The organism is Pseudooceanicola sp., assembly GCF_041987405.1.
GTDB lineage: Bacteria > Pseudomonadota > Alphaproteobacteria > Rhodobacterales > Rhodobacteraceae > Pseudooceanicola.
On record NZ_JBHIWR010000003.1, the window covers coordinates 250,495 to 273,752 of the forward strand.

35 protein-coding genes are annotated in these 23,258 nt (G+C 62.7%); 3 read left to right on the forward strand and 32 right to left on the reverse strand.

Features of this window, described 5'->3' with window-relative positions; genetic code table 11:
* Positions 1-107: 107 nt before the first annotated feature.
* From rpsK to rplO, 7 genes are all read right to left on the reverse strand, one after another.
* Positions 108-497: a 30S ribosomal protein S11 gene (rpsK, locus tag ACFC2Y_RS09225; RefSeq protein WP_375174780.1), complete on the reverse strand. Its 390-nt coding sequence runs from the start codon at positions 495-497 to the stop codon at positions 108-110.
* 15 nt (positions 498-512) lie between these two features.
* The gene (gene rpsM, locus ACFC2Y_RS09230; protein WP_375174779.1) at positions 513-881 is read right to left on the reverse strand and encodes a 30S ribosomal protein S13; all 369 of its coding nucleotides are present in this window, start codon (positions 879-881) and stop codon (positions 513-515) included.
* A 281-nt stretch (positions 882-1,162) separates the two neighbouring features.
* On the reverse strand, positions 1,163-1,540 hold the full coding sequence (locus ACFC2Y_RS09235) for a rhodanese-like domain-containing protein (RefSeq protein ID WP_375174778.1): 378 nt from the start codon (positions 1,538-1,540) through the stop codon (positions 1,163-1,165).
* 10 nt (positions 1,541-1,550) lie between these two features.
* Complete coding sequence (locus tag ACFC2Y_RS09240) at positions 1,551-2,453, reverse strand: MBL fold metallo-hydrolase (RefSeq protein WP_375174777.1); 903 nt, start codon at positions 2,451-2,453, stop codon at positions 1,551-1,553.
* Between the two features lie 143 nt (positions 2,454-2,596).
* Entirely contained in the window at positions 2,597-3,178 is a 582-nt protein-coding gene (locus tag ACFC2Y_RS09245; protein WP_375174776.1) for an adenylate kinase, read from the reverse strand.
* Positions 3,175-4,545 (reverse strand): preprotein translocase subunit SecY, encoded by a 1,371-nt coding sequence (gene secY, locus ACFC2Y_RS09250; protein WP_375174775.1) that lies wholly within the window; start codon positions 4,543-4,545, stop codon positions 3,175-3,177. The genes ACFC2Y_RS09245 and secY overlap by 4 nt, the downstream gene beginning before the upstream one ends.
* Before the next feature lie 106 nt (positions 4,546-4,651).
* The gene (gene rplO, locus ACFC2Y_RS09255) at positions 4,652-5,122 is read right to left on the reverse strand and encodes a 50S ribosomal protein L15 (RefSeq protein WP_375174774.1); all 471 of its coding nucleotides are present in this window, start codon (positions 5,120-5,122) and stop codon (positions 4,652-4,654) included.
* 210 nt (positions 5,123-5,332) lie between these two features.
* Between rplO and ACFC2Y_RS09260 the strand changes: the two genes are divergently transcribed.
* Positions 5,333-6,076, forward strand: coding sequence for a VWA domain-containing protein (locus ACFC2Y_RS09260; protein WP_375186433.1), 744 nt, complete (start codon positions 5,333-5,335; stop codon positions 6,074-6,076).
* Here the strand turns inward: ACFC2Y_RS09260 and ACFC2Y_RS09265 are convergent.
* The 14 genes from ACFC2Y_RS09265 to ACFC2Y_RS09330 all read right to left on the reverse strand — a co-directional run bounded on the left by ACFC2Y_RS09265 (position 6,073) and on the right by ACFC2Y_RS09330 (position 12,543).
* Complete coding sequence (locus ACFC2Y_RS09265) at positions 6,073-6,822, reverse strand: gamma-glutamylcyclotransferase (RefSeq protein ID WP_375174772.1); 750 nt, start codon at positions 6,820-6,822, stop codon at positions 6,073-6,075. The genes ACFC2Y_RS09260 and ACFC2Y_RS09265 overlap by 4 nt on opposite strands.
* A gap of 134 nt (positions 6,823-6,956) precedes the next feature.
* Positions 6,957-7,142: a 50S ribosomal protein L30 gene (gene rpmD / locus ACFC2Y_RS09270; protein ID WP_009805798.1), complete on the reverse strand. Its 186-nt coding sequence runs from the start codon at positions 7,140-7,142 to the stop codon at positions 6,957-6,959.
* A gap of 3 nt (positions 7,143-7,145) precedes the next feature.
* Positions 7,146-7,721, reverse strand: a complete 576-nt coding sequence (gene rpsE, locus ACFC2Y_RS09275; RefSeq protein WP_136636916.1) for a 30S ribosomal protein S5 — start codon at positions 7,719-7,721, stop codon at positions 7,146-7,148.
* Between the two features lie 172 nt (positions 7,722-7,893).
* Positions 7,894-8,253, reverse strand: a complete 360-nt coding sequence (gene rplR, locus ACFC2Y_RS09280; protein WP_375174771.1) for a 50S ribosomal protein L18 — start codon at positions 8,251-8,253, stop codon at positions 7,894-7,896.
* A gap of 12 nt (positions 8,254-8,265) precedes the next feature.
* Complete coding sequence (gene rplF, locus ACFC2Y_RS09285) at positions 8,266-8,799, reverse strand: 50S ribosomal protein L6 (RefSeq protein ID WP_375174770.1); 534 nt, start codon at positions 8,797-8,799, stop codon at positions 8,266-8,268.
* Positions 8,800-8,811: 12 nt separating this feature from the next.
* The gene (rpsH, locus tag ACFC2Y_RS09290) at positions 8,812-9,204 is read right to left on the reverse strand and encodes a 30S ribosomal protein S8 (RefSeq protein WP_375174769.1); all 393 of its coding nucleotides are present in this window, start codon (positions 9,202-9,204) and stop codon (positions 8,812-8,814) included.
* Positions 9,205-9,217: 13 nt separating this feature from the next.
* A complete protein-coding gene (gene rpsN, locus ACFC2Y_RS09295) occupies positions 9,218-9,523 on the reverse strand; it encodes a 30S ribosomal protein S14 (protein WP_375174768.1) in 306 nt (101 codons plus the stop codon).
* Between the two features lie 16 nt (positions 9,524-9,539).
* Entirely contained in the window at positions 9,540-10,103 is a 564-nt protein-coding gene (gene rplE, locus ACFC2Y_RS09300) for a 50S ribosomal protein L5 (protein WP_375174767.1), read from the reverse strand.
* Positions 10,096-10,407, reverse strand: a complete 312-nt coding sequence (gene rplX, locus ACFC2Y_RS09305; protein ID WP_375174766.1) for a 50S ribosomal protein L24 — start codon at positions 10,405-10,407, stop codon at positions 10,096-10,098. Before rplX ends, rplE begins: the two co-directional genes overlap by 8 nt.
* A complete protein-coding gene (rplN, locus tag ACFC2Y_RS09310; protein WP_009805806.1) occupies positions 10,407-10,775 on the reverse strand; it encodes a 50S ribosomal protein L14 in 369 nt (122 codons plus the stop codon). Before rplN ends, rplX begins: the two co-directional genes overlap by 1 nt.
* A 76-nt stretch (positions 10,776-10,851) precedes the next feature.
* Entirely contained in the window at positions 10,852-11,082 is a 231-nt protein-coding gene (rpsQ, locus tag ACFC2Y_RS09315) for a 30S ribosomal protein S17 (protein WP_188475782.1), read from the reverse strand.
* Between the two features lie 12 nt (positions 11,083-11,094).
* On the reverse strand, positions 11,095-11,295 hold the full coding sequence (gene rpmC / locus ACFC2Y_RS09320; protein ID WP_375174765.1) for a 50S ribosomal protein L29: 201 nt from the start codon (positions 11,293-11,295) through the stop codon (positions 11,095-11,097).
* A 155-nt stretch (positions 11,296-11,450) separates the two neighbouring features.
* A complete protein-coding gene (locus ACFC2Y_RS09325) occupies positions 11,451-11,921 on the reverse strand; it encodes a DUF3237 domain-containing protein (protein ID WP_375186434.1) in 471 nt (156 codons plus the stop codon).
* Between the two features lies 1 nt (position 11,922).
* Complete coding sequence (locus ACFC2Y_RS09330; protein WP_375174763.1) at positions 11,923-12,543, reverse strand: 2OG-Fe(II) oxygenase family protein; 621 nt, start codon at positions 12,541-12,543, stop codon at positions 11,923-11,925.
* Between the two features lie 181 nt (positions 12,544-12,724).
* Here ACFC2Y_RS09330 and ACFC2Y_RS09335 point away from each other — a divergent pair, with 181 nt between their 5' ends.
* On the forward strand, positions 12,725-14,047 hold the full coding sequence (locus ACFC2Y_RS09335; RefSeq protein WP_375174986.1) for an alpha/beta hydrolase family protein: 1,323 nt from the start codon (positions 12,725-12,727) through the stop codon (positions 14,045-14,047).
* Positions 14,048-14,126: 79 nt separating this feature from the next.
* Here ACFC2Y_RS09335 and rplP read toward each other — a convergent pair whose 3' ends face one another.
* Genes rplP through rplB form a run of 5 tightly spaced genes read right to left on the reverse strand, consistent with a single transcriptional unit; the run spans position 14,127 to position 16,783 of the window.
* Positions 14,127-14,540: a 50S ribosomal protein L16 gene (gene rplP, locus ACFC2Y_RS09340; protein ID WP_375174762.1), complete on the reverse strand. Its 414-nt coding sequence runs from the start codon at positions 14,538-14,540 to the stop codon at positions 14,127-14,129.
* 12 nt (positions 14,541-14,552) lie between these two features.
* Positions 14,553-15,275 (reverse strand): 30S ribosomal protein S3, encoded by a 723-nt coding sequence (gene rpsC, locus ACFC2Y_RS09345; protein WP_375174761.1) that lies wholly within the window; start codon positions 15,273-15,275, stop codon positions 14,553-14,555.
* Positions 15,275-15,655 carry a 50S ribosomal protein L22 gene (gene rplV / locus ACFC2Y_RS09350; protein ID WP_375174760.1) on the reverse strand — a complete coding sequence of 127 codons (381 nt, stop codon included), beginning with the start codon at positions 15,653-15,655 and terminating at the stop codon, positions 15,275-15,277. Before rplV ends, rpsC begins: the two co-directional genes overlap by 1 nt.
* Positions 15,656-15,658: 3 nt before the next feature.
* A complete protein-coding gene (gene rpsS / locus ACFC2Y_RS09355) occupies positions 15,659-15,937 on the reverse strand; it encodes a 30S ribosomal protein S19 (protein WP_136636898.1) in 279 nt (92 codons plus the stop codon).
* A gap of 3 nt (positions 15,938-15,940) precedes the next feature.
* Complete coding sequence (gene rplB, locus ACFC2Y_RS09360) at positions 15,941-16,783, reverse strand: 50S ribosomal protein L2 (RefSeq protein ID WP_375174759.1); 843 nt, start codon at positions 16,781-16,783, stop codon at positions 15,941-15,943.
* 423 nt (positions 16,784-17,206) lie between these two features.
* Here rplB and ACFC2Y_RS09365 point away from each other — a divergent pair, with 423 nt between their 5' ends.
* On the forward strand, positions 17,207-17,428 hold the full coding sequence (locus ACFC2Y_RS09365; RefSeq protein WP_375174758.1) for a hypothetical protein: 222 nt from the start codon (positions 17,207-17,209) through the stop codon (positions 17,426-17,428).
* A gap of 95 nt (positions 17,429-17,523) precedes the next feature.
* On the opposite strand, the gene ACFC2Y_RS09370 is transcribed toward ACFC2Y_RS09365, so the two are convergent.
* From ACFC2Y_RS09370 to fusA, 6 genes are all read right to left on the reverse strand, one after another.
* The gene (locus ACFC2Y_RS09370) at positions 17,524-17,820 is read right to left on the reverse strand and encodes a 50S ribosomal protein L23 (RefSeq protein ID WP_375174757.1); all 297 of its coding nucleotides are present in this window, start codon (positions 17,818-17,820) and stop codon (positions 17,524-17,526) included.
* Positions 17,817-18,431, reverse strand: coding sequence for a 50S ribosomal protein L4 (rplD, locus tag ACFC2Y_RS09375; RefSeq protein ID WP_375174756.1), 615 nt, complete (start codon positions 18,429-18,431; stop codon positions 17,817-17,819). Before rplD ends, ACFC2Y_RS09370 begins: the two co-directional genes overlap by 4 nt.
* Positions 18,428-19,300, reverse strand: coding sequence for a 50S ribosomal protein L3 (gene rplC / locus ACFC2Y_RS09380; RefSeq protein WP_375174755.1), 873 nt, complete (start codon positions 19,298-19,300; stop codon positions 18,428-18,430). Before rplC ends, rplD begins: the two co-directional genes overlap by 4 nt.
* Before the next feature lie 14 nt (positions 19,301-19,314).
* Positions 19,315-19,623 carry a 30S ribosomal protein S10 gene (gene rpsJ / locus ACFC2Y_RS09385; RefSeq protein ID WP_375174754.1) on the reverse strand — a complete coding sequence of 103 codons (309 nt, stop codon included), beginning with the start codon at positions 19,621-19,623 and terminating at the stop codon, positions 19,315-19,317.
* Between the two features lie 238 nt (positions 19,624-19,861).
* On the reverse strand, positions 19,862-21,037 hold the full coding sequence (gene tuf, locus ACFC2Y_RS09390; RefSeq protein WP_375174753.1) for an elongation factor Tu: 1,176 nt from the start codon (positions 21,035-21,037) through the stop codon (positions 19,862-19,864).
* A gap of 84 nt (positions 21,038-21,121) precedes the next feature.
* Complete coding sequence (fusA, locus tag ACFC2Y_RS09395) at positions 21,122-23,245, reverse strand: elongation factor G (RefSeq protein ID WP_375174752.1); 2,124 nt, start codon at positions 23,243-23,245, stop codon at positions 21,122-21,124.
* Positions 23,246-23,258 lie beyond the last annotated feature (13 nt).

The window sequence follows — 23,258 nt, forward strand, 5'->3', positions numbered from 1 at the left end:
TCCCTCCATGCTCGTTCCGCCCCCATGTCCCTAAGGACGAAACACCCGAGGTAAAAATGACGACAGGAGGCCGCGAGATACGCGGCCCCCTCAATGCTTGCCTGCGATCAGACGCGGCGACGCTTCGGCGGGCGGCAACCGTTGTGCGCGATCGGGGTCACATCACGGATCGAGGTGATGTTGAAACCGACGGCAGCCAGGGCGCGGAGCGCGGATTCACGACCCGAACCGGGGCCCTGAACTTCGACTTCCAGCGTCTTCACACCGTGTTCCTGGGCCTTCTTGCCCGCGTCTTCGGCAGCCATCTGGGCGGCGTAGGGCGTGGATTTCCGCGACCCCTTGAAGCCCATGGTCCCGGCCGAAGACCAGGAAATGGCGTTGCCCTGAACGTCGGAGATCAGGATCTTGGTGTTGTTGAACGAAGAGTTCACATGCGCAACGCCAGCGGCGATGTTCTTGGAAACCTTCTTCTTAACGCGGCGGGTATCACGTGCCATATCTGCGGTCTCCCCTTACTTCTTCTTGCCGGCAATGGCCTTTGCGGGGCCTTTGCGGGTGCGAGCGTTGGTGTGGGTCCGCTGACCGCGGACGGGGAGGTTGCGGCGATGGCGCAGGCCACGGTAGCAGCCAAGATCCATCAGGCGCTTGATGTTCATCTGCGTTTCACGGCGCAGGTCGCCTTCGACGGTGAAGTTCGCGTCGATATGTTCGCGGATGGCCAGCACTTCGGCATCCGAGAGTTCGTTGACCCGGCGGGTCAGGTCGATGTTGGTCGCCTCGCAGATCGCTTTCGCGGAGGAGGGGCCAATACCGGTGATGTAGGTGAGGGCGATCGGAACCCGCTTTGCAGTCGGGATGTTAACGCCGGCAATACGTGCCAATGGGTATCTTCCTTTTGTTGCGAGCCCGTAGTCCCAGGCCCTTTTTTCACAACACGGCGGCACGTTGCCGACCGCCGGTCATATGCAAACGCGACTCGGGGCCGGAATCGGCCCTGTCGCGAGATAGCGCGTGGTAGAAGTGAATGGGGGTCGGGTCAAGACCCGAAACGTGCTTTTTGCACGAAAACCGCGCGGTCGCGGTTTCGTGCTCATTGACGGCCCGCACCCGCGCGCCGTTTCGGGAATTTACCACAGCCCGGCCACACCGGAAAGGGGTTCGGTCAGGGCGTGACAGTTTTGGGCGCCCCGGTCGCCATGTCCGTCCCCATATAGGGCATCTTTGCCTCTTTCCACTTGCCGAACCCGCCCTGCAGATGCGCGACCGGCGCATAGCCCGCCGCCAGCGCCTTTTCCGCCATCTTTCCGGAGCGCATGGAGGAGCCGCAGTAGAAGACGATGCGCTTGCCCTCCTGGCTGGGCAGCCGGTCCGCGCGGAAGAAGGACATCGGCAGCAGAAGCGCACCTTCGATATGTTCGAACATGTATTCCTGCGGGGTGCGCACGTCGATCAGCGCGATCTCGCCGCGGTCGAGGGCGGCGTTCACCTCCTCCGGGGTCCAGACCTCGATCTCGCCTGCGTCGGTCGTCTGCATTTCCATCTCGGTCTCCTCAAAATGCGTTGGCGGGGATCTTGAAATAGCGTTTGCCGTCGGGCTCCGGTTCCGGCAGGCGGCCGCCGCGCAGGTTGACCTGCAGGGCGTGCAGCATCCGGTCTGGCAGCGGCAGGGTCGCGTCGCGCTCGTCCCGCAGCTTGCGGAACTCCGCCTCCGTCACGTCCCCGCCGATATGCTTGTTGTGGGCGCGATGGTCGGCCACCGTCGCCTCCCACGCCGGATCCTCGCGGTCATCGACGGGCGGGTAGTCGTGGCCGACGAAGAGCCGTGTGGCGTCCGGCAGGGACAGAATCGCTTGCAGCGATGTCCACAGAACCTCTGAACTGCCGCCGGGAAAGTCGGCGCGGGAGGTGCCGCTGTCCACATGCATGAACGTGTCATGCACGAAGGCCGCGTCCCCGATCACATAGGTGATGGAGCCGAGCGTATGGCCGGGCGTCAGCATCACCCTCACCTCCAGCGAGCCGAGGGGGAAGGTCTCGCCATCGGCAAAGAGCCGGTCGAAATCCCGGTCCGGGTCGAAGGTTTCGGGGAGGTTGTAGATCCCGGCCCAGAGGGTCGCGATCTCGCGCACCTTCTCGCCGATGGCGGCCGGTGCGCCGGTCTTCGCCTTCAGCCAGGCGGAGGCCATCAGATGGTCGGCATGGGGATGCGTGTCGAGGATCCAGGCAACCTCCAGCCCCTCGCCCTGCACGAAGTCGAGGATTTCCTGCGCGCTGTCGGTCCCGGTCGCGGCGGAGCGCGGGTCGAAATCCAGCACCACGTCGATCAGCGCGCAGGTCCTGGTCGCTTCGTCGATGGCCACGTATTGCACGCTGCCGGTCGCCTTTTCGTAGAACCCCACGACCCTCGGACTGCCGGGTCCGGTCGACGGGCTGTCACGTCTGAACATGCTCATCGTCTCGCCTCCTTCTCCGGGCAACATATATCTTAACGTGAATGTATCAATGGGGAACCGTGAAGAAACACCCGCGAAAAAGCAAATCCCCGCCGACACAGGCTGTGCGGCGGGGACCTGAAGATTCCACTTATGAGTCAGGATCAAGCGTCGAGCAGCGCCGCGATGGAGTTTTCCACAGCATCCATTTCCGCAAGACCGTCAACTGCCTGCAGCTTGCCCTTCGCGTAATAGTAGCCAAGAAGCGGCGAAGTCTTCTTGTAATATTCCATCAAACGGATCTTGAGGCTTTCCTCGTTGTCATCCGCGCGAACCGGCTGTCCGGCAGCGGCGGCATCCCGGGCGCGGCCGACGATGCGGTCCACCAGGACCTCGTCATTGACCTTCAGCTCGATCGCGCAATCCAGCGTCTTGCCCATCTCCGCCATCAGCGCCTCCAGCGCATCCGCCTGGGCCAGGGTGCGGGGGAATCCGTCGAAGATGAAGCCCCCCTTTTCCTCGCCTTCCAGCTTCTCGCGGATCAGCCCGATGACGATCTCGTCCGTCACCAACTCACCCCGGTCCATCACGCCGGCGACCAGCTTGCCCATCTCGGTGCCGGAGGTCCGGGCCGCCCGCAGCATGTCGCCCGTGGACAGCTGGATCATGTCCCGCTTTTCCACCAGCCGAGCCGCCTGAGTGCCTTTGCCCGCGCCCGGCGGTCCGAGGAGAATAATGTTGGTCATCGGCGCGCTGCCCCTTTCCGCTTGCCACGACGGCTGCCTTTGCCGCGCAGCTGAGATTTCTCGATCAGCCCTTCATACTGGTGCGCCAGGAGGTGCGACTGCGCCTGCTGGATCGTATCCATCGTCACCGAAACGACGATGAGGACCGAGGTGCCGCCAAAATAGAAAGGGATCGCCAGTTGGCTACGCAGAATCTCCGGAAGGAGACAAACTGCCGCAAGGTAACCCGAACCCAGCACGAGAATGCGGTTGGCCACATACTCCAGATATTCCGCCGTTTTCGTCCCCGGACGGATACCCGGAACAAAGCCGTTCTGGTTCTTCAGGTTGTCCGCCACATCGTCCGGCTTGAAGGCCACGTTGAACGTGTAGAAATACGCGAAGAAGACAATCATCCCCGTGAAGAACAGGAGATAAAGCGGCTGGCCAGGCCCGAAATAGGCAAGCACCGTCGACATGATCGGAGAGGTCGAATTCCCCGAGAAGGTCGAGATCGTGACCGGCAGCAGCAGCAGCGAGGAGGCGAAGATCGCCGGGATCACGCCCGCCGGGTTCACCTTGATCGGCAGGTGCGACGAGCCGCCGTCATAGACCTTCATGCCAACCTGGCGGCGCGGGTACTGTATGTGGATCTTGCGCAGCGCGCGTTCCATGAAGACGACGAAGGCAATGGTGGCCACCACCATCACGATCACGCCCACGATCACGGCCGGAGAGATTGCACCCGAGCGACCCGAGGCAAAGAACTGTGCCAGGGCTGCGGGAAGTTCCGCGATGATGCCGACGAAGATGATCAGCGAGATGCCGTTGCCGAGGCCCCGTGCGGTGATCTGTTCGCCCAGCCACATCAGGAACATGGTGCCCCCGATCAGCGTGGTCATGCAGGTCGCGATAAAGAACCAGTGCGGGATATCCGCCTGAACCAGATCCCCGCTCTGCAGGGACACGGCCAGACCATAGGACTGAAGCGTCGCCAGTGCCACCGTGCCGTAGCGCGTGTACTGGTTCATCTTCTTGCGGCCCTGCTCGCCCTCTTTCTTCAGTTGTTCCAGTGCCGGGACCATGGAGCCCAGCAACTGCACGATGATCGAGGCCGAGATATAGGGCATGATGCCCAGGGCGAAGATGCCCATACGGCCAAGCGCGCCGCCGGTGAACATCGACAGGATGCCGCCGATCCCCTGCCCCGCACCTTCCATGAACTCGCGCAGCGCCGCGCCGTCGATGCCCGGTACCGGGATCCACGTGCCCAGGCGGTACACGATCAAAAGCATGATGGTGAATAGAATGCGGTTGCGCAGGTCGGTCGCCTTGCCGAGCGCGGCCCAGCTGGTGTTGGCCGCCATCTGTTCTGCTGCAGATACCATGCGGGTCTCTCTTTCAGACAAACGCCGCCGGACCGGTCTTCCGGCACGGCGGCGCTATTGGAAAACTTGTGGTTATGTAAGCGGCCAATGCGCCGCCCACAACCACTTACTCGGCTGCGGCTGCAGCCGTGACCTTGAGCGAGCCGCCGGCCTTCTCGACAGCCTCGATGGCCGCCTTGGAGGCACCGGTGACCTCGATGGTCGCCTTGGTGGTCAGCTCACCCTTTGCCAGAACGCGAATACCGTCCAGCTTGCGGCGCACGGCACCGGAGGCAACGAGCGCATCCTCGGTGATGTTGCCCGCGTCCAGCTTGCCCGCCTCGATGAACTTGGCGATGATGCCCAGGTTGATGACGGCGAATTCCTTGCGGTTCGGCTTGTTGAAGCCGCGCTTGGGCAGACGCTGGTAGAGCGGCATCTGGCCGCCCTCGTAGCCCTTGATGGCCACACCCGACCGGGATTTCTGACCCTTGATACCACGGCCACCCATCTTGCCCTTGCCAGAGCCGGGGCCGCGACCGACGCGCATCCGCTTTTTGGTTGCGCCGGGATTGTCACGCAGTTCGTGCAGTTTCATATCGCTTCTCCTTGGCCGGAACACCCTCCCGAAGCGATGCGGAGGGGACACGGCATTTCTTGGTTTTCATGATGCGCACCGCAGACTCACGCCCACGGCCACCGGGCGCGTATATGCCCTTCGCCCCCCGGTTTCAAGCGCGCAATTCCCCCGCCGCAGCGCCCCGGGATCGCCTCCGGCGCGAACGTGAATTGATTTGCGGGCTGACCCATGGTCAACTTGGCCATGAGCCCGCTGAAATCCACCTGTCTGGCCGCCCTTCTGGCCTGCACCGCCCCGGCCCTGCATGCGACCGGCGACTGTGCCTCCGATGCCATGCTGGTCTTCGACGGCTCCGGCTCCATGGTCGAGTTCGGCTTTGATTTTCAGCAGGTCACCCGCATCGCCGAAGCCCGGCAGGCCATCGCCCGCGCCATGCCCCAGGTCGCCCCCTATCGCCGCGTCGGGCTGCTGATCTACGGCCCCAATACGGGCGACAGCTGCTCGGGCATCGACATCCGCTTCGGACCCCGGCCCGATGCCGCCCAGCCCATCATCGACGCGGTGGAGGCGCTCTCGCCCGGCGGGCTGACGCCCCTTGCCAATTCCGTGCGCTCCGCCGCAGAAGTTCTGGATCATCGCAACCGGCCCGGCGTGGTCGTTGTGGTGACCGATGGCAATGAAACCTGCGGCGGGCGGCCCTGCGAAACGGCGGCGGTGCTGGCGGGGGAAGCGCGGGACCTGACCATTCATGTCATCGGCTTTCGCGCCGTGGTGGATTTCTGGACCTGGAACAATCCCGAACAGGAGGCCGACCTGCGCGACGACACTGTCGCCCGCTGCCTCGCCGACATGTCCGGCGGCCTCTACGTTAAGGCCGACACGGTCGAGGAACTGGTCGAAGCCCTGAATGCGACGCTCGGCTGCCCGATCTACGGTCGGTTGTACGAGCCTGGGATCGGACTGCCGGGTTAAGTCCCCGACCGGCCGCCCTGACCCGCCGCCCTTTCCCGCTGGACATCCCTAAGCAGCGCCTGCAGAGCCGGATCGTCGACCTTCATCGCCTCAAACTGCGCCAGCATGTTTTCCAGGTATTCCAGGCTGGTGCCCAGAAACCCCTCGCCACGGGAGATATAGGTGACCTGCTGCTCATGGCTCAGCGCGGTGTCGATCATATCGGCTGCCGGATCCGCCACGAAGCAGAGCGCGCGGACCTGCCCCACGGCCGTCTCGGCCTGCGCGAAGTCGGGATAATAGGCATGGGCGATCATCTCCCGCCGCCAAAGCCGCTCCGTCTCCTGCTCCACCAGTTCTTCCGGGATCCGAAAGACCAGGCCGTCGCAGGTGCCGCCGGGGGCCAGCCCCGCCATCAGCCCCGGCGCCTCCGCCGATCCCCGGGCCCCGCGTCGATCGACCAGACACATGGAGCGGGAATAGCCGACGATCCGCGCATGGCGCACCTCGTCGAAGAGGATCGCCGGATCCCACATGAGCGAGCCATAGGCGAAGATCCAGACCGGCCCCTGATGCCCCTCGAGGAAGGTCCGCCGGTTGGCCTCCCGATCCTCATCCGTGCGCCGCCACGGCATCGGCACGCCGCGCTCGGCCATGCGGGCATCCACCTCGTCCAGGTTCAGATCCCGGAAGAAGCTCTGCTCCGGGTCGCGGATCAGGTCCTTCAGCTCTGGATGGTGGATAAAGGCCGTTTCGGGGATGGTCATCGCTTGTCCTTTTGCGGCCTCAGCCTCGCCCCGATGTCGGAGAAGGACAAGCCCCTGACGAAAAGGAAACACCCCGGCCGTTTCCGACCGGGGTGCTCAAATGCTTGCGAAGTACGGGTCTGCCCCGCCGACCCTCAGGCCTTTTCTTCGACGATCTCGACCAGATGCGGGATCTTGTTGATCATGCCGCGGACGGAGGGGGTATCCTCCAGCTCGCGGGTCTTGTGCATCTTGTTCAGGCCCAGACCGATCAGCGTCTTGCGCTGGATTTCGGGGCGGCGGATCGGGGAACCGATCTGTTTCACAACGATAGTAGCCATGGATCAGGCCTCCTCGGCGACGTGGGAGCTGTCCGCCGGCGCGTCGTCGCGCTTGGGCAGGATGTCAGCCACTTTCTTGCCACGACGCTGAGCCACCTGACGGGGCGAGGACTCTTTCTGGAGACCGTTCAGCGTTGCGCGGATCATGTTGTAGGGGTTCTGCGAGCCGATCGACTTGGCGACGACGTCCTGGATGCCCAGCATTTCGAACACGGCACGCATCGGACCACCGGCGATGATACCGGTACCGGTCGGGGCTGTGCGCATCACGACGCGGCCAGCGCCATGACGGCCTTCCATGTCGTGGTGCAGAGTGCGGCCTTCGCGCAGCGGAACGCGGATCATCTGGCGCTTCGCCTGCTCGGTGGCCTTGCGAATGGCCTCGGGGACCTCTTTCGCCTTGCCTTTGCCGAAACCGACGCGGCCCTTCTGGTCGCCCACGACGACGAGGGCTGCGAAGCCGAAGCGCTTACCACCCTTGACGGTCTTGGACACACGGTTGATCGCGACAAGGCGATCTGCAAATTCCGGGGCTTCGTCGCGGTCGCGGCGGTCCCGGCGGTTATCTTCACGAGCCATGGGCTCTCCTTTGTTCATCGTGGGCCCAAGAGGCCCGGGTTAGCCAATCCAGGTGAGGTCTTTGCGGAACGCTCCCGGATCATCGGGGCCAGTGGCCCTCAAGGGTAAGGTGCGTGCAAGCACGCACCCTACGGTGTCGTGGTAGGGTGCGTGCTTGCACGCACCACTAGCCTCAGATCTTCAGACCACCTTCGCGGGCAGCGTCGGCCAGAGCCTTGACGCGGCCGTGGAAGAGGAAGCCGCCGCGGTCGAAGTAAGCTTCGCTCACACCGGCCTTCTTGGCGCGCTCGGCAATCGCCGTGCCGACCTTGGTGGCCGCCTCGACGTTGTTCTTGCCGACAACACCCAGGTCTTTCTCCAGCGAGGAGGCGGAAGCCAGGGTGACGCCGTTGACGTCGTCGATCAGCTGAACAGAGATGTTCTTGTTCGAGCGGTGAACCGAAAGGCGAACGCGACCAGCGTTGACCTTGCGGAGTTTGCTCCGGACGCGCATGCGGCGCTTCTGGAACAGTTGTCTTTTGCTAAGAGCCATGTCCGTGCGTCCTTACTTCTTCTTGCCTTCCTTGCGGAAGATGTACTCGTCCTTGTACTTGATGCCCTTGCCTTTGTACGGCTCGGGACGGCGCCAGTCGCGGATGTTCGCCGCAACCTGACCCACAAGCTGGGGATCGGACCCTTCCACAATGATTTCGGTCTGCTTCGGGCAGGTGATGGTGACACCGGCCGGAATGTCGAAATCGACGTCGTGCGAATAGCCAAGGTTCAGCTTCAGGACGTTGCCCTGGATCGCGGCACGGTAGCCCACGCCGTTGATCTCGAGCTCTTTCTTGAAGCCGTCGGTGACGCCGGCAACCATGTTCGCGACGCGGGTGCGGGACATGCCCCACTGCTGGCGCGCGCGCTTGGACGAGCCACGCGGGGTCACCGTGATGGCGTTGTCTTCCTGCACGATGGTCACATCGTCGGTGGCGGTGAAGCTGTGGGTCCCTTTCGGGCCTTTCACTTCCACGGTCTGGCCCGAGATCGTCGCGGTGACGCCAGAGGGCAGCTCGACCGGTTTTTTACCAATACGAGACATTGATGGACCTCCTTAGAAGACGGTGCAGAGCACTTCGCCGCCAACATTCTGGCTGCGCGCTGCTGCATCCGACATCACGCCCTTGGACGTGGAGACAATCGACACACCCAGGCCCTGACGGACCTGCGGGACGTCCTTGACGCTCATGTAGACGCGACGGCCGGGCGTGGAGACCCGCTTGAGTTCGCGAATGACAGGGGCGCCTTCGTAGTATTTCAGGCTGATTTCCAGGGTCGGGTGACCGTTGGAATCGGTGCCTTTTTCATAGCCGCGGATGTAGCCTTCGTCCGCCAGCACATCCAGCACCCAGGCCCGCAGCTTGGACGCCGGGGTGGAGACGGTGGATTTGCCGCGCAGCTGGCTGTTGCGGATACGGGTGAGCATATCGCCGATAGGATCGTTCATATCTACCCCTCCCTTACCAGCTGGATTTCACGAGGCCGGGAACCTGGCCGTTGGAGCCAAGCTCGCGCAGCATGATCCGGGAGACCTTCAACTTACGGTAGTAAGCGTGCGGACGGCCGGTCAGCTGGCAGCGGTTGTGAAGACGGGTCGGGGACGAGTTGCGGGGCAGCTCGGCCAGCTTCAGGGTGGCGCGGAAACGCTCTTCCATCGGCTTCGACTGGTCGTTGATGATTTCTTTCAGCGCTTCGCGCTTCGCGGCATATTTCGCAACCAGCCGCTCGCGCTTTTTCTCGCGCTCGATCATGGATTTTTTAGCCATAACTCTCTCTCCCGCGTCAGCTGTTGAAGGGCATGTTGAAGTGCTTCAACAGCGCCTTTGCTTCCGCGTCGGTTTTCGCGGTGGTGGTGATGATGATGTCCATGCCCCAGACCTCGTCGACCTTGTCGAAGTTGATCTCGGGGAACACGATGTGTTCCTTCAGGCCCATGGCATAGTTCCCACGACCATCGAACGATTTGCCCGACACGCCGCGGAAGTCGCGGATACGGGGCATGGCGATGGTGATCAGGCGATCGAGGAATTCGTACATCCGGTCGGCGCGCAGGGTGACTTTGGCACCAAGCGGCATTTCCTCGCGGACGCGGAAACCGGCGATCGACTTCTTCGCGTTCGTGGTGACGGCTTTCTGGCCAGCGATCGCGGTCAGGTCTTCCTGTGCGCTCTTGGCTTTCTTGCTATCTTTCACGGCCTCGGACCCGCAGCCGATGTTCAGGACGATCTTGTCCAGGCGCGGGATCATCATGTCGTTGGTGTAGCCGAACTCTTCCTTCATGGCGGCACGGATGCTGTCACGATAGGCGGCCTTCAGACGCGGGGTGTAGTTTGCGGTATCAAGCATCGATCACGTCCCCCGTGGTCTTGGCGAAGCGCACTTTCTTGTCGCCGTCCATCTTGAATCCCACACGGGTCGGTTTGCCGTTGGCATCGACCAGAGCGAGGTTGGACAGCTGGATCGGAAGCGCCTTGGGCAGACGGCCACCCTGGGACGTCTGGGTCTGGCGGGTGTGGCGGATGGCGACGTTGATGCCGTCGACGATGGCCTTGCCTTCCTGGGGCAGAACCTGGGTGATTTCACCCGTCTTGCCCTTGTCCTTGCCGGCGATCACGATGACCTTGTCACCTTTGCGGAGTTTCGCAGCCATTACAGCACCTCCGGAGCAAGCGAGATGATCTTCATGAAGTTCTTGGCACGCAGTTCGCGCACGACCGGCCCGAAGATACGGGTGCCGACCGGCTCACCTGCGTTGTTCAGGATGACGGCGGCGTTGCGGTCGAAGCGGATGGAGGTGCCGTCTTCACGGCGAACTTCCTTGGCGGTGCGAACGACGACGGCCTTGCGGACGTCACCCTTTTTCACACGGCCGCGCGGAATGGCTTCTTTCACCGAAACAACGATGATGTCGCCAACCGACGCGTATCGACGGTGCGAACCGCCGAGGACCTTGATGCACTGAACCCGGCGAGCACCGGAGTTGTCAGCGACATCCAGATTGGTCTGCATCTGGATCATTTGGTTTCTCCCGACCTTTGGGGAGGGCTGCAGCGCCCTTGTCCCCCAGGGTTTCGATTAAGCTGAAAAGCCCCGCTTACGCGGTGATGACTTCCCAACGTTTGGTCTTCGATTTCGGCGCGCATTCCTGAATGCGGACCTCATCACCTTTCTTGAAGGTGTTGTTCTCATCGTGAGCCCGGTACTTCTTGGACTTACGGATGGTCTTTTTCAGAACCGGGTGTGTGAAGCGGCGTTCCACCGACACGGTGACGGTCTGGGCGTTGGCGTCAGAAGTCACGACACCTGCAAGGATACGTTTGGGCATCTGGATCTTCCCTTATTCGGCAGCCGAAGCGGCTTTTTCGTTCAGCACGGTCAGGACGCGGGCGGCCTCGCGGCGCGCGGTGCGCATACGTGCAGGGTTTTCCAGTTGGCCGGTGGCCTGCTGAAAGCGCAGGTTGAACTGCTCTTTCTTCAGCTCGGTCAGCTGCTCGCGCAGCTGGTCGGGCGTCTTTTCACGAAGGTCATTCGCGCTCATGTTTTCTTTCCTTTCAACATCACCGGAGGGCCCCTTGCCGCGCATGCGGCGGGTCACCCTGATTCCGGTGGAGTCATGATGAGGGGGCCATGTACGCCCGATAGCCTTGTGTGGCAAGCCCTTTCGGCAAAAAACTGTGCGGCGCTCCGGCGGCGTCAGGTCTGCGTGCAGCAGGCGGCTTCGTAGACGTGGTATTCGATGGCGTCCGCGAACCGGATGCCGACCCCGAAGATCTTGGCTTTGGCCAGCCACTCATACCCCGCGCCGCGCACTTCGAGGGAGGGTGTGACGCGGAAATGGTGGCCGCTCTGCGACAGGCGCGCGTCGGGCGGGAGAAGATCGCGCATCCCGTCCTCCATCGGCAGGATGCCTTCGTAGGCCATCAGCACGTCCACCCCGTCATCCGTGCGCAGCTGCACGCGGACATCCATGGTGACCTGTCCGTCCTTGATGCTGGCCCAGTCGCCGACCACCGGCAGAACCTGGCCGGACAGCCGGTCCCCGGTGAAGTGGCCGCCGTTCACGCGATAGATCATGCGCACTTCGCCGTTGTCGCCGCGAAGCTGCTGCGCCGGCCCCATGTCCAGGCGTATGAACATGAGGAGCCGGGGCGTCTCTTTTGTCATTCTAGTCCCACTTGTAGTTGAAGCTGACCGAGATCCTGTCGTCCTCGGACATGTTCATCGGCACCTCGTGCCGCAGCCAGCTTTCCCAAAGCAGCACCTCGCCCGGTTCCGGCGCGACGTAGATAAAGGGCCGAAGCTCTTCCCGTGCGCCCTTGATCCGGGTCGGGGCCGCCATCATCATCTGCAGCCGCGGGTCCTCCAGTTTCAAGGCTGACGCGCCGTCGGGCATCGCAACGTAAGTTGTGCCGGAGATCACCGAATGCGGGTGGATATGGCTGGAATGCGTGCCGCCCTCGGGCAGGATGTTGATCCACAGGTCTTCCAGCACCAGCCCCTTGTCGCCCAGATCGAACTGGCAATGTTCGGCAAAGGCCGCAACATGCTGATCCAGCGCCTTGACGACATCGGCAAAGATCGGGAAGCGCCAGGGCAGATCGGTCAGCGAGGCATAGGAGGTGTAGCCGGGATAGCCCTGCTCCTCGCACCAGGCCTGCCCCGCCTCGTCATCCTCGGCGATGGAATAGCAGGACACCTCCAGTTCGTCGTTGGAAATGGCCGGGCCGTAGTCAGACAGACGGGCACGGTAGAGCTGGGTGGCAAAGAGGGAACGTATCTCGGTCATGCGGCCCTCTTATCGCGCTTGCGGGGATTGCAACAGAGAGGTTTTTCACCGCCGGCGGAAATCATCCGCATGGATCAGCAGGTTACGGGGCATTGCGCGAACCTGTTGCGTTTCGGCGCGTTTGCGCGAACAATCGCGCCACAAACGAACATATTCGCAACAGGAGGAGCAAATGCGAAACATGACCGGGAGGGGGCTGCTTGCCGTGGCCATCGCCGTCGGCACAACAGCGGCCGTGGCGGAAAACAGGATCGACGGACAACGGCCCTATGCGCCGGAACTGTCGGCCTATGGGGAAATGGACATCGGCGTGCGCACGCTGGAACTGGTCAATGAGGATCAGATGAACGTCCTGGCCGTCGACCCCACGGCGGAGAAGCCGGAGACGCTGCCAACCTATGATCGCGAGCTGACGGTCGAGGTCTGGTATCCCGCCGCCGCCGGGGCGGACGGCGCCACCGAAATCTCGACCTACCTGCGCGACGGCAAGACCGAGATCGAGATCGCGGGCAAGGCACGCCGCGATGCCGCACCGGCCGAGGGGACCTATCCGCTGGTCCTGATTTCCCACGGCTGGCCGGGCAACCGGTTCCTGATGTCACACCTGGGCGAAAACCTGGCCTCCAAGGGCTATGTCGTCGCCGCGATAGACCACAACGAATCCACCTACCGGACCTTCCAGGTCTCCGACAGCTATTTCGCCACCTTCGGCTCGACACTCATCAACCGGTCCTATGACCAGCTCTTCGTGCTCGATCAGATCGCGGGGATGGCCGAGGAGGACGGGTCGTTCCTCAACGGTCTGGTCGACGCCTCGAACGCCGGTCTCATCGGGTATTCCATGGGCGGCTACGGCGCGCTGATCACCGCAGGCGGCGGCGTCAGCGAGGACGCGATCAAACTGCCCTTCGGCGCGGCGCATGGCCTGCTGGCCGTGCACAGGGCGGGCAGCGACACGCATGAGGCCCTGCCCGATCCCCGGATCAAGACCATCGTCGCCTTCGGCCCCTGGGGGCGGAACTGGAACATGTGGGATGCCGAGGGGCTCTCGGGTGTCCGTGTCCCTGCCCTCTTCATCGCGGGGTCGATGGACGAGGTATCCGGCTATGAAAACGGCGTGCGCAAGATTTGGGAGGAGACCACCGGCGTCGATCGGGCGCTGCTGACCTTTGATAGCGCGGGCCACAACGCCGGCGCGCCCATGCCCGTCCCCGCCGAGGCGCTGGAACCCGGTGTCAGCGGCAGCGACCATTATCTGGACGCGGTCTGGGATACCACGCGGATGAACAACATCTCGCAGCACTTCATCACCGCCTGGCTCGACACGCAGCTGAAGGCGGATGGCGAGAAGGAGGCCTATCTCGACCTCGTGCCGGTGGCGAACGAAGGCGTCTGGGCCGCCAATGACGACGGCAGCTTCAAGCCCGAGCACAGCTACTGGAAAGGGTTCGCCAAGGGGTGGGGCCGCGGTCTGCGCCTGGAATGGCTGGAGGCGGGCGAGTAACCCCGCCGCCACCCTCCGAGAACGAGAAAGCCCCCGCCGATCACTCGGCGGGGGCCTTTTCATGTCGCAAGCGCGCGGCTTACCAGTCTTCGCGAACCACGACGCGGGTCTTGACCGGAAGCTTCATCGCGGCCAGGCGCAGGGCCTCGCGAGCGACGTCCTCTGCCACGCCGTCCAGTTCGAACATGACCCGGCCAGGCTTCACTTTGCAGACCCAACGGTCCACGGAGCCTTTACCCTTACCCATCCGAACTTCGATCGGCTTGGCGGTGACGGGCACGTCGGGGAAGATCCGGATCCAGACCCGGCCCTGACGCTTCATGTGACGCGTCATGGCCCGGCGGGCGGCTTCGATCTGGCGGGCGCTGACGCGCTCGGGTTCGGTGGCCTTGAGGCCGTAGGTTCCGAAGTTCAGATCAGAGCCACCCTTGGCTTCGCCTTTGATGCGGCCCTTGAACTGCTTGCGGAATTTCGTGCGTTTCGGTTGAAGCATCTTCCTGTCTCCTTACCGGTCGCGGTCGCGGCGTCCGCCGCCGGCACCACGGGGTGCGGGACCATCCTGGAGCTCCTGGGCCTTGCGGTCGCGGGCCTGCGGATCGTGCTCCATGATCTCGCCTTTGAAGATCCACACCTTGATCCCGATGATCCCGTAGGGGGTCATCGCTTCGGACAGGGCGTAGTCGATGTCGGCACGCAGCGTGTGCAGCGGAACGCGACCCTCGCGGTACCATTCGGTACGCGCGATTTCCGCGCCGCCCAGACGGCCAGCCACGTTCACCCGGATACCCAGGGCGCCCATGCGCATGGCGTTCTGCACGGCCCGCTTCATCGCGCGGCGGAAGGAAACCCGGCGCTCCAGCTGCTGGGCGATGGACTCGCCGACCAGCTGTGCGTCCAGTTCCGGCTTCCGGACCTCGACGATGTTCAGGTGCAGTTCGCTGTCGGTCATCTTCGCCAGCTTCTGACGCAGGACTTCGATGTCCGCGCCTTTCTTGCCGATGATGACGCCCGGACGCGCGGTGTGAATGGTCACACGGCACTTCTTGTGCGGACGTTCGATGATGACGCGGGCCACACCGGCCTGCTTGCACTCTTCGTTGATGAACTCACGGATCCGGACGTCTTCGAGAAGAAGATCGCCGTAATCCTTGGTGTCGGCGTACCAGCGGCTGTCCCAGGTGCGGTTGACCTGCAGGCGCATGCCGATCGGATTGACTTTCTGACCCATTAGGCTTGCTCCTCGATCTGGCGGACCTTGATGGTCAGCTCCGAAAACGGCTTCATGATCCGGCCATAGCGGCCACGAGCCCGGGGACGCCCGCGCTTCATGATCAGGTTCTTGCCCACATAGGCCTCTGCGACGACAAGCTCATCGACGTCCAGGTTGTGGTTGTTTTCGGCGTTGGCGATCGCGGACTGAAGGCATTTCTTCACATCCTCTGCAATCCGCTTCTTGGAGAAGGTCAGGTCCGTGAGGGCCTTGTCCACCTTCTTGCCGCGGATCAGCTGAGCGACCAGGTTGAGTTTCTGCGGGGACGTACGGAGCATGCGGACTTTCGCCATTGCTTCGTTGTCGGCCACGCGGCGGGGGTTCTTTTCCTTGCCCATGACTTACTTCCGCTTCGCTTTCTTGTCGGCAGCATGCCCGTAGTAGGTACGGGTCGGCGAATATTCACCGAACTTCTGGCCGATCATGTCCTCGGTCACGTTCACCGGAACGTGCTTCTGGCCGTTGTAGACGCCGAACGTCAGGCCCACGAACTGGGGCAGGATCGTCGAGCGGCGGGACCAGATCTTGATGACTTCGTTCTTGCCCGACTCGCGTACCTTCTCGGCCTTTTTCAGGACGTAGGCATCGACGAACGGACCCTTCCAAACAGAGCGCGACATGGATTACCGCCCCTTCTTCTTGGCGTGACGCGACCGGATGATCAGTCGGCTGGACGCCTTGTTGCGGTTACGGGTCTTGGCACCTTTGGTCGGCTTGCCCCACGGGGTCACCGGGTGACGACCACCGGAGGTCCGGCCTTCACCACCACCGTGCGGGTGGTCGATCGGGTTCATCACGACGCCGCGGACAGACGGGCGAATGCCCTTGTGCCGCATGCGACCGGCCTTGCCGTAGTTCTGGTTGCTGTTGTCGGGGTTCGACACGGCACCGACGGTGGCCAGGCACTCCTGACGAACCATGCGCAGTTCACCCGAGCTGAGGCGGATCTGGGCATAGCCACCGTCACGGCCGACGAACTGGGCGTAGGTGCCCGCGGCGCGTGCGATTTGACCACCCTTGCCGGGCTTCAGTTCGATGTTGTGAACGATGGTACCGATCGGCATGCCGGAGAAGGGCATCGTGTTGCCCGGCTTGATATCGGCCTTCTGGGAGGCGAGGACGCTGTCACCGACGGCCAGACGCTGCGGTGCGAGGATATAGGCCTGTTCGCCGTCCTCATACTTGATCAGCGCGATGAAGGCGGTCCGGTTCGGGTCATACTCGATCCGTTCGACGGTGGCCGCCACATCGAATTTGTTACGTTTGAAATCGACGATCCGATAAAGGCGTTTCGCCCCGCCGCCCTTGCGGCGCATCGTAATCCGTCCGGTGTTGTTCCGGCCGCCGTTCTTCGTCAGACCCTGGGTCAGGGCCTTGACGGGGCGTCCTTTGTACAGCTCCGAACGGTCGATCAGCACCAGCCCGCGCTGGCCCGGCGTCGTCGGCTTATACGACTTGAGTGCCATGCTTTCTGTCTTCCGTTTAGCAGTGCCAGGCGTTTGCGCCCGGCTATGTTTGAGGCCCCCATGTACGTGACGGCCAGTGGTATAGGGCCCCGAAGGTCCCCGGTTCAGGTCGCGCGGGGCACATCAGGAAATGCACCACCACGCAAAACACAGAGCCACGGACGAATCCGGGGCTTTGCGGATGCGCCCGTTTAGAGCCCCTTCCCGCCATGGTCAACCCCGATCGCCCCGCAATCTGGCTTTCTTGCAAGGCACAGGGCGCGTGTCCTGGCCATCCCCCGCTGCGGACCGCGGCCACCCCCGCGCCGGGATCGAATGCAACATTCCGCATCTACTTGCACCGCAGCACGCACGCCGGACTTGACCCAAGGAGAACTTCATTGAACAGATGGTCAAAAAAAGTTCAAAAATGGGTAGCGCAACATGGAAAACCTTCTTTTCGCAGGTGTGGGGCTCGGCGCCCTCATCTCCTTCATCTGGCTCTGTGTCCTGTTTCCCGCCTCGCTGGCGGAAGAGCGGAACAGAAACCAGTTCGGTTGGGCTCTGGTCGCGATCTGCGGAACGCCGTTGCTGGCGGTGATCCTGCTTCTCTCCCTGGGGGAGAAGAAAGAGACGCTCGTGGCGAAGAAAGCCGTCCGAGCCTGAGGCCATCCACGTCAACATCCGTCTAACGAAAAGCCCCCCGCATTGCTGCGGGGGGCTTTCTCAATCTCTTGGGGTGGGGTGTGATCCCACTACGCTCAAAGGCCGGTCGTCACGTCGATCGTGTTGCCCTCTTCGAGGGTCACATAGGCCTTCTTGACGGTGTTGCGCTTGCCGAGGATGCCCCGGAACCGCTTGACCTTGCCCTTGGTGATGGTCGTGTTCACGGCCTTCACCTTCACACCAAAGAGCGCCTCGATGGCTTCCTTGATCTGCGGCTTGTTCGCATCCGGGGCCACTTCGAAGACAACCGCGTTGGCCTCGGAGGCCATGGTTGCTTTCTCGGTGATGACCGGCTTGCGGATCACGTCGTAATGTTCTGCCTTCGCGCTCATTTCAACCGAGCCTCCAGTGCTTCGACACCCGCCTTGGTGAGCACCAGGGTGTCACGCTTGAGGATGTCATAAACGTTGGCACCGATCGACGGCAGCACGTCCAGCCCCTCGATGTTCGAGGCGGCCTTGGCGAAGCCTTCGTTGACGGAACCGTCGATGACCAGCGCCCGCTTCCAGCCCAGGTTCTTGACCTGTTTGGCCAGGGTCGTGGTCTTGCCATCCGCCTCGGCGGTGTCGATGATGACCAGCGCGCCTTCCTTGGCCTTGGCCGAAAGCGCATGCATCAGACCCAGTTTGCGGAACTTCTTGGGCAGGTCGTGCGCATGGCTGCGCGGCACCGGGCCCTTGTAGATACCGCCCTTGCGGAAGATCGGCGCCTTGCGGGAGCCGTGGCGTGCGCCGCCGGTGCCCTTCTGGCGATAGATCTTCTTGGTCGAATAGCTGACCTCGGACCGGGTGAGAACCTTGTGGGTGCCCTGCTGCGCCTTGTTGCGCTGCCAGCGGACCACGCGGTGCAGGATGTCTGCACGCGGTTCCAGGCCGAAGATCTCGTCGCCGAGATCGACGGAACCGGCCTTGGAGCCGTCCAGTTTGATCACGTCGAGTTTCATTCGTCGCCTTCCTTCTTCTCAGCGGCGTCGCCCTGATCTTCGGCCTTGTCGGCCTCGATATCGGCTTCGGCCTCTTTCAGCGCTTCGGCTTCCTGGGCAGCCTGCTCTTCGGCCAGACGCTTGGCTTCTGCTTCGGCCTCTGCGGCGGCTGCGGCTGCAGCTTCCTCAGCGGCTTTCGCAGCTTCTTCAGCGGCGGATTTCAGAGCGGCGGGCAGGATCGCGTTCTCGGGGAACGGCTTCTTCACGGCGTCTTTCACCGTGACCCAGCCACCCTTGGTGCCGGGAACCGCGCCCTTGACCATGATCAGGCCACGCTCGCTGTCGGTCTTGACGACCTGCAGGTTCTGCGTGGTGACACGGACAGCGCCCATGTGACCGGCCATTTTCTTGCCCTTGAACACCTTGCCCGGGTCCTGACACTGACCGGTCGACCCATGCGACCGGTGAGAGATCGAGACACCGTGCGTCGCGCGCAGGCCGCCGAAGTTGTGCCGTTTCATGGCACCGGCGAAACCCTTACCGATCGAGGTGCCGCAGACATCCACGAACTGACCTTCGAAGTAGTGATCGGCAGTGATTTCCTCACCCACGGCGATCAGGTTCTCGGGGTCAACGCGGAATTCCGCAACCTTGCGCTTCGGTTCCACCTTCGCCGTGGCGAAGTGACCGCGCATGGCCTTGGAGGTCCGCTTGGCCTTGGCCGTGCCCGCGCCCAGCTGGACGGCGGTATAGCCATGGTCGTCAGCGGTACGCTGCGCAACAACCTGAAGCTTGTCGAGCTGAAGGACGGTCACAGGAATCTGCTTGCCGTCTTCCATGAACAGGCGGGTCATGCCCACCTTCTTGGCGATGATACCGGAACGGAGCATCTCGGATCCCTCCCTTACACCTTGATCTCGACATCCACGCCGGCGGCGAGGTCGAGCTTCATCAGCGCGTCCACCGTCTGCGGGGTCGGATCCACGATGTCGAGCAGACGCTTGTGCGTCCGGATCTCGAACTGATCGCGGGATTTCTTGTCAACGTGAGGGCCACGGAGAACCGTGAACTTCTCGATCTTGTTGGGCAGCGGGATCGGGCCACGGACCTGGGCGCCGGTGCGCTTTGCCGTGTTGACGATTTCCTGCGTGGACGAGTCCAGAACGCGGTAATCGAATGCCTTCAGCCGGATGCGAATGGTTTGACCAGTCATGTCACTTCAGCCTGTCTTGGCGTTGGAGTTGAGAGGAAGAAGCAGGACCACCCTGCCCCTTCGTCGAACCCGTTTCGAGCGGAAGATCGAAACGCCCCGGACATGATCCGGGGCCTTTCCGGTCTTTCGACCCTATGTCGTGCCCCGGAGATGATCCGGGGCCCCTGTGTCTGCGGTGTGCTCTCGCGGTTTGCAGGGAAACCGCTGTCGCACGGCCGACGGACCTTCGGTTCGCGGCTTAGTCGACGATCTTCGACACAACACCCGAACCGACGGTACGGCCGCCTTCACGGATGGCGAAACGCAGGCCGTCTTCCATCGCGATCGGGGCGATCAGCTCGACCGCGAACTTCAGGTTGTCGCCCGGCATCACCATCTCGGTGCCCTCGGGCAGCGTCACGGTGCCGGTCACGTCCGTCGTCCGGAAGTAGAACTGCGGACGGTAGTTCGCGAAGAACGGCGTGTGACGGCCACCTTCGTCCTTGGTCAGGATGTAGACCTCGGCTTCGAACTTGGTGTGCGGCTTCACCGAACCCGGCTTGCACAGAACCTGACCACGCTCGACGCCGTCACGGTCGATGCCGCGCAGCAGGGCGCCGATGTTGTCGCCGGCCTCGCCGCGGTCCAGCAGCTTGCGGAACATTTCCACGCCGGTGCAGGTCGTCTTGGTGGTGTCCTTGATGCCGACGATTTCAAGCTCGTCGCCGACGTTCACGACACCGCGCTCGACACGGCCAGTCACAACCGTACCACGGCCGGAGATCGAGAAGACGTCCTCGATCGGCATCAGGAACGGCTGGTCGATCGCGCGCTCGGGCTGCGGGATGTACTCGTCCACGGCCGCCATCAGTTCGCGGATCTTGTTCTCGCCGATGTCCGGGTTTTCACCGTTCATCGCCGCCAGCGCGGAGCCCGCGATGATCGGAATGTCGTCGCCCGGGAAGTCGTATTCGGACAGCAGCTCGCGGACTTCCATTTCCACCAGCTCCAGCAGCTCTTCGTCGTCGACCTGGTCGACCTTGTTCAGGAAGACGACCATGGCCGGGATGCCGACCTGACGGCCGAGCAGGATGTGCTCGCGCGTCTGCGGCATCGGGCCGTCGGCGGCGTTCACCACCAGGATCGCCCCGTCCATCTGGGCGGCACCGGTGATCATGTTCTTGACGTAGTCGGCGTGGCCGGGGCAGTCGACGTGGGCGTAGTGACGCGCGTCGGTTTCATACTCGACGTGGGCCGTCGAGATGGTGATCCCGCGGGCTTTCTCTTCCGGCGCGCCGTCGATCTGGTCGTAGGCCTTGAAGTCACCGAAATACTTGGTGATCGCCGCCGTCAGCGTCGTCTTGCCGTGGTCAACGTGACCAATGGTGCCGATGTTGCAGTGCGGTTTGCCGCGCTCAAACTTTTCCTTGCCCATGGTAGGCTCCCTTTTCTTTTTCGGATGGCGGGGAAGCCCCGCCCTACAGTGATGGGTAGGGCGGGGTTCCCCCCGCCACCCGGGTTATGCGTATTTCGACTGGATCTCGTCCGAGATGTTCTGCGGAACCGGATCGTAATGATCGAACTGCATCGTGAACTGCGCACGGCCCGAGGACATGGAGCGCAGGGTGTTGATGTAGCCGAACATGTTGGCCAGCGGCACGAAAGCGTCGATCGCGATGGCGTTGCCGCGCGGCTCCTGACCCGACACCTGCCCGCGACGGGAGGTGAGGTCGCCGATGATACCGCCGGTGTATTCTTCCGGGGTAACGACTTCGACCTTCATCATCGGTTCCAGCAGCTTGGCGCCCGCTTTGCGCATGCCTTCACGCATGCACATCCGTGCCGCGATTTCGAAGGCCAGAACGGAGGAGTCCACGTCGTGGAACTTGCCGTCGACCAGCGCGACCTTGAAGTCGATCACCGGGAAGCCGGCCAGCGGACCGCTGTCCATGACAGAGCGGATGCCCTTTTCGACACCGGGGATATATTCCTTCGGCACGGCACCACCGACGATGCGGGATTCGAAGGAGTAGCCTTCGCCCGGCTCTGTCGGGGAGATGATCAGCTTCACTTCGCCGAACTGACCCGAACCACCCGACTGTTTCTTGTGGGTGTAGGTATGCTCGACCTCGTGGGAGATCGTCTCGCGATAGGCCACCTGCGGCGCACCGATGTTCGCCTCGACCTTGAACTCACGCTTCAGGCGGTCGACGAGGATGTCGAGGTGAAGTTCGCCCATGCCCTTCATGATGGTCTGACCGGACTCGAGGTCGGTCTCCACACGGAAGGAGGGGTCTTCGGCGGCCAGACGGGCCAGACCCTGGGACATCTTCTCCTGGTCGCCCTTGGTCTTGGGCTCGACCGCGATCTCGATCACCGGATCGGGGAAGGTCATGGTTTCCAGAACGACGGGCTCTTTCGCGTCGCAGAGCGTGTCACCGGTGGTGGTCTCTTTCAGACCGGCCAGCGCGATGATGTCGCCTGCGAAAGCCTCTTCGATCTCTTCGCGGTTGTTGGAGTGCATCATCATCATACGACCGATGCGCTCTTTCTTGCCCTTGGTGGAGTTCAGGACCGAGTCACCCTTGTTCATCTTGCCGGAGTAGATTCGGGTAAAGGTCAGCGAACCGACAAAGGGGTCGTTCATGATTTTGAACGCCAGACCGGCGAACGGCATGTTGTCGTCCGCGCGACGCGCGATGTTCCGCTCTTCGGACTCGTCGTCCGGCGAGAAGCCCATGTAGTCGACAACGTCCAGCGGCGAGGGCAGGAAATCGACAACGGCGTTCAGCAGCGGCTGGACACCCTTGTTCTTGAACGCGGAGCCACAGAGAACCGGCACGAATTTCAGCGCCAGCGTCCCCTTGCGGATCAGCTTGCGCAGCGTCGGGATGTCGGGCTCGTTGCCTTCCAGGTATTCCATCATCGCGTCGTCGTCCATTTCGACGGCGTTCTCGATGAGCTTGCCACGCCACTCTTCGGCGGTGTCCTTCAGGCTGTCGCGGATCGGCTGACGGGTCCAGGACGCGCCCAGATCCTCACCCTTCCAGGTCCACTCTTCCATGGTGATCAGGTCGACGATGCCTTCCAGCTCGTTCTCGGCACCGATCGGAATCTGCACCGGGGCGGCAATCGCACCGGTCCGGTCCTCGATCATGCGAACGCAGTTGAAGAAGTCCGCGCCGATCTTGTCCATCTTGTTGACGAAGACGATCCGCGGAACCTTGTAGCGGTCGGCCTGACGCCAGACGGTTTCGGTCTGCGGCTCGACACCGGCGTTGGCGTCCAGCACCGCAACGGCACCGTCGAGCACGGCCAGCGAACGCTCGACTTCAATGGTGAAGTCGACGTGGCCGGGGGTGTCGATGATGTTCATGCGATACTTGGTATCGTAGGTGCCTTCGGCGGTCGGATCTTCCTGCCACTGCCAGAAGGTCGTGGTGGCAGCGGAGGTGATCGTGATGCCGCGCTCCTGCTCCTGCTCCATCCAGTCCATGGTGGCCGCACCATCGTGCACCTCACCGATGTTGTGGGATTTGCCGGTGTAGAAAAGGATCCGTTCCGAGCAGGTGGTCTTGCCGGCGTCAATATGCGCCATGATACCGAAGTTCCGGTACCGCTCGAGGGGATAATCGCGTGCCATGTTATGCAGCCTT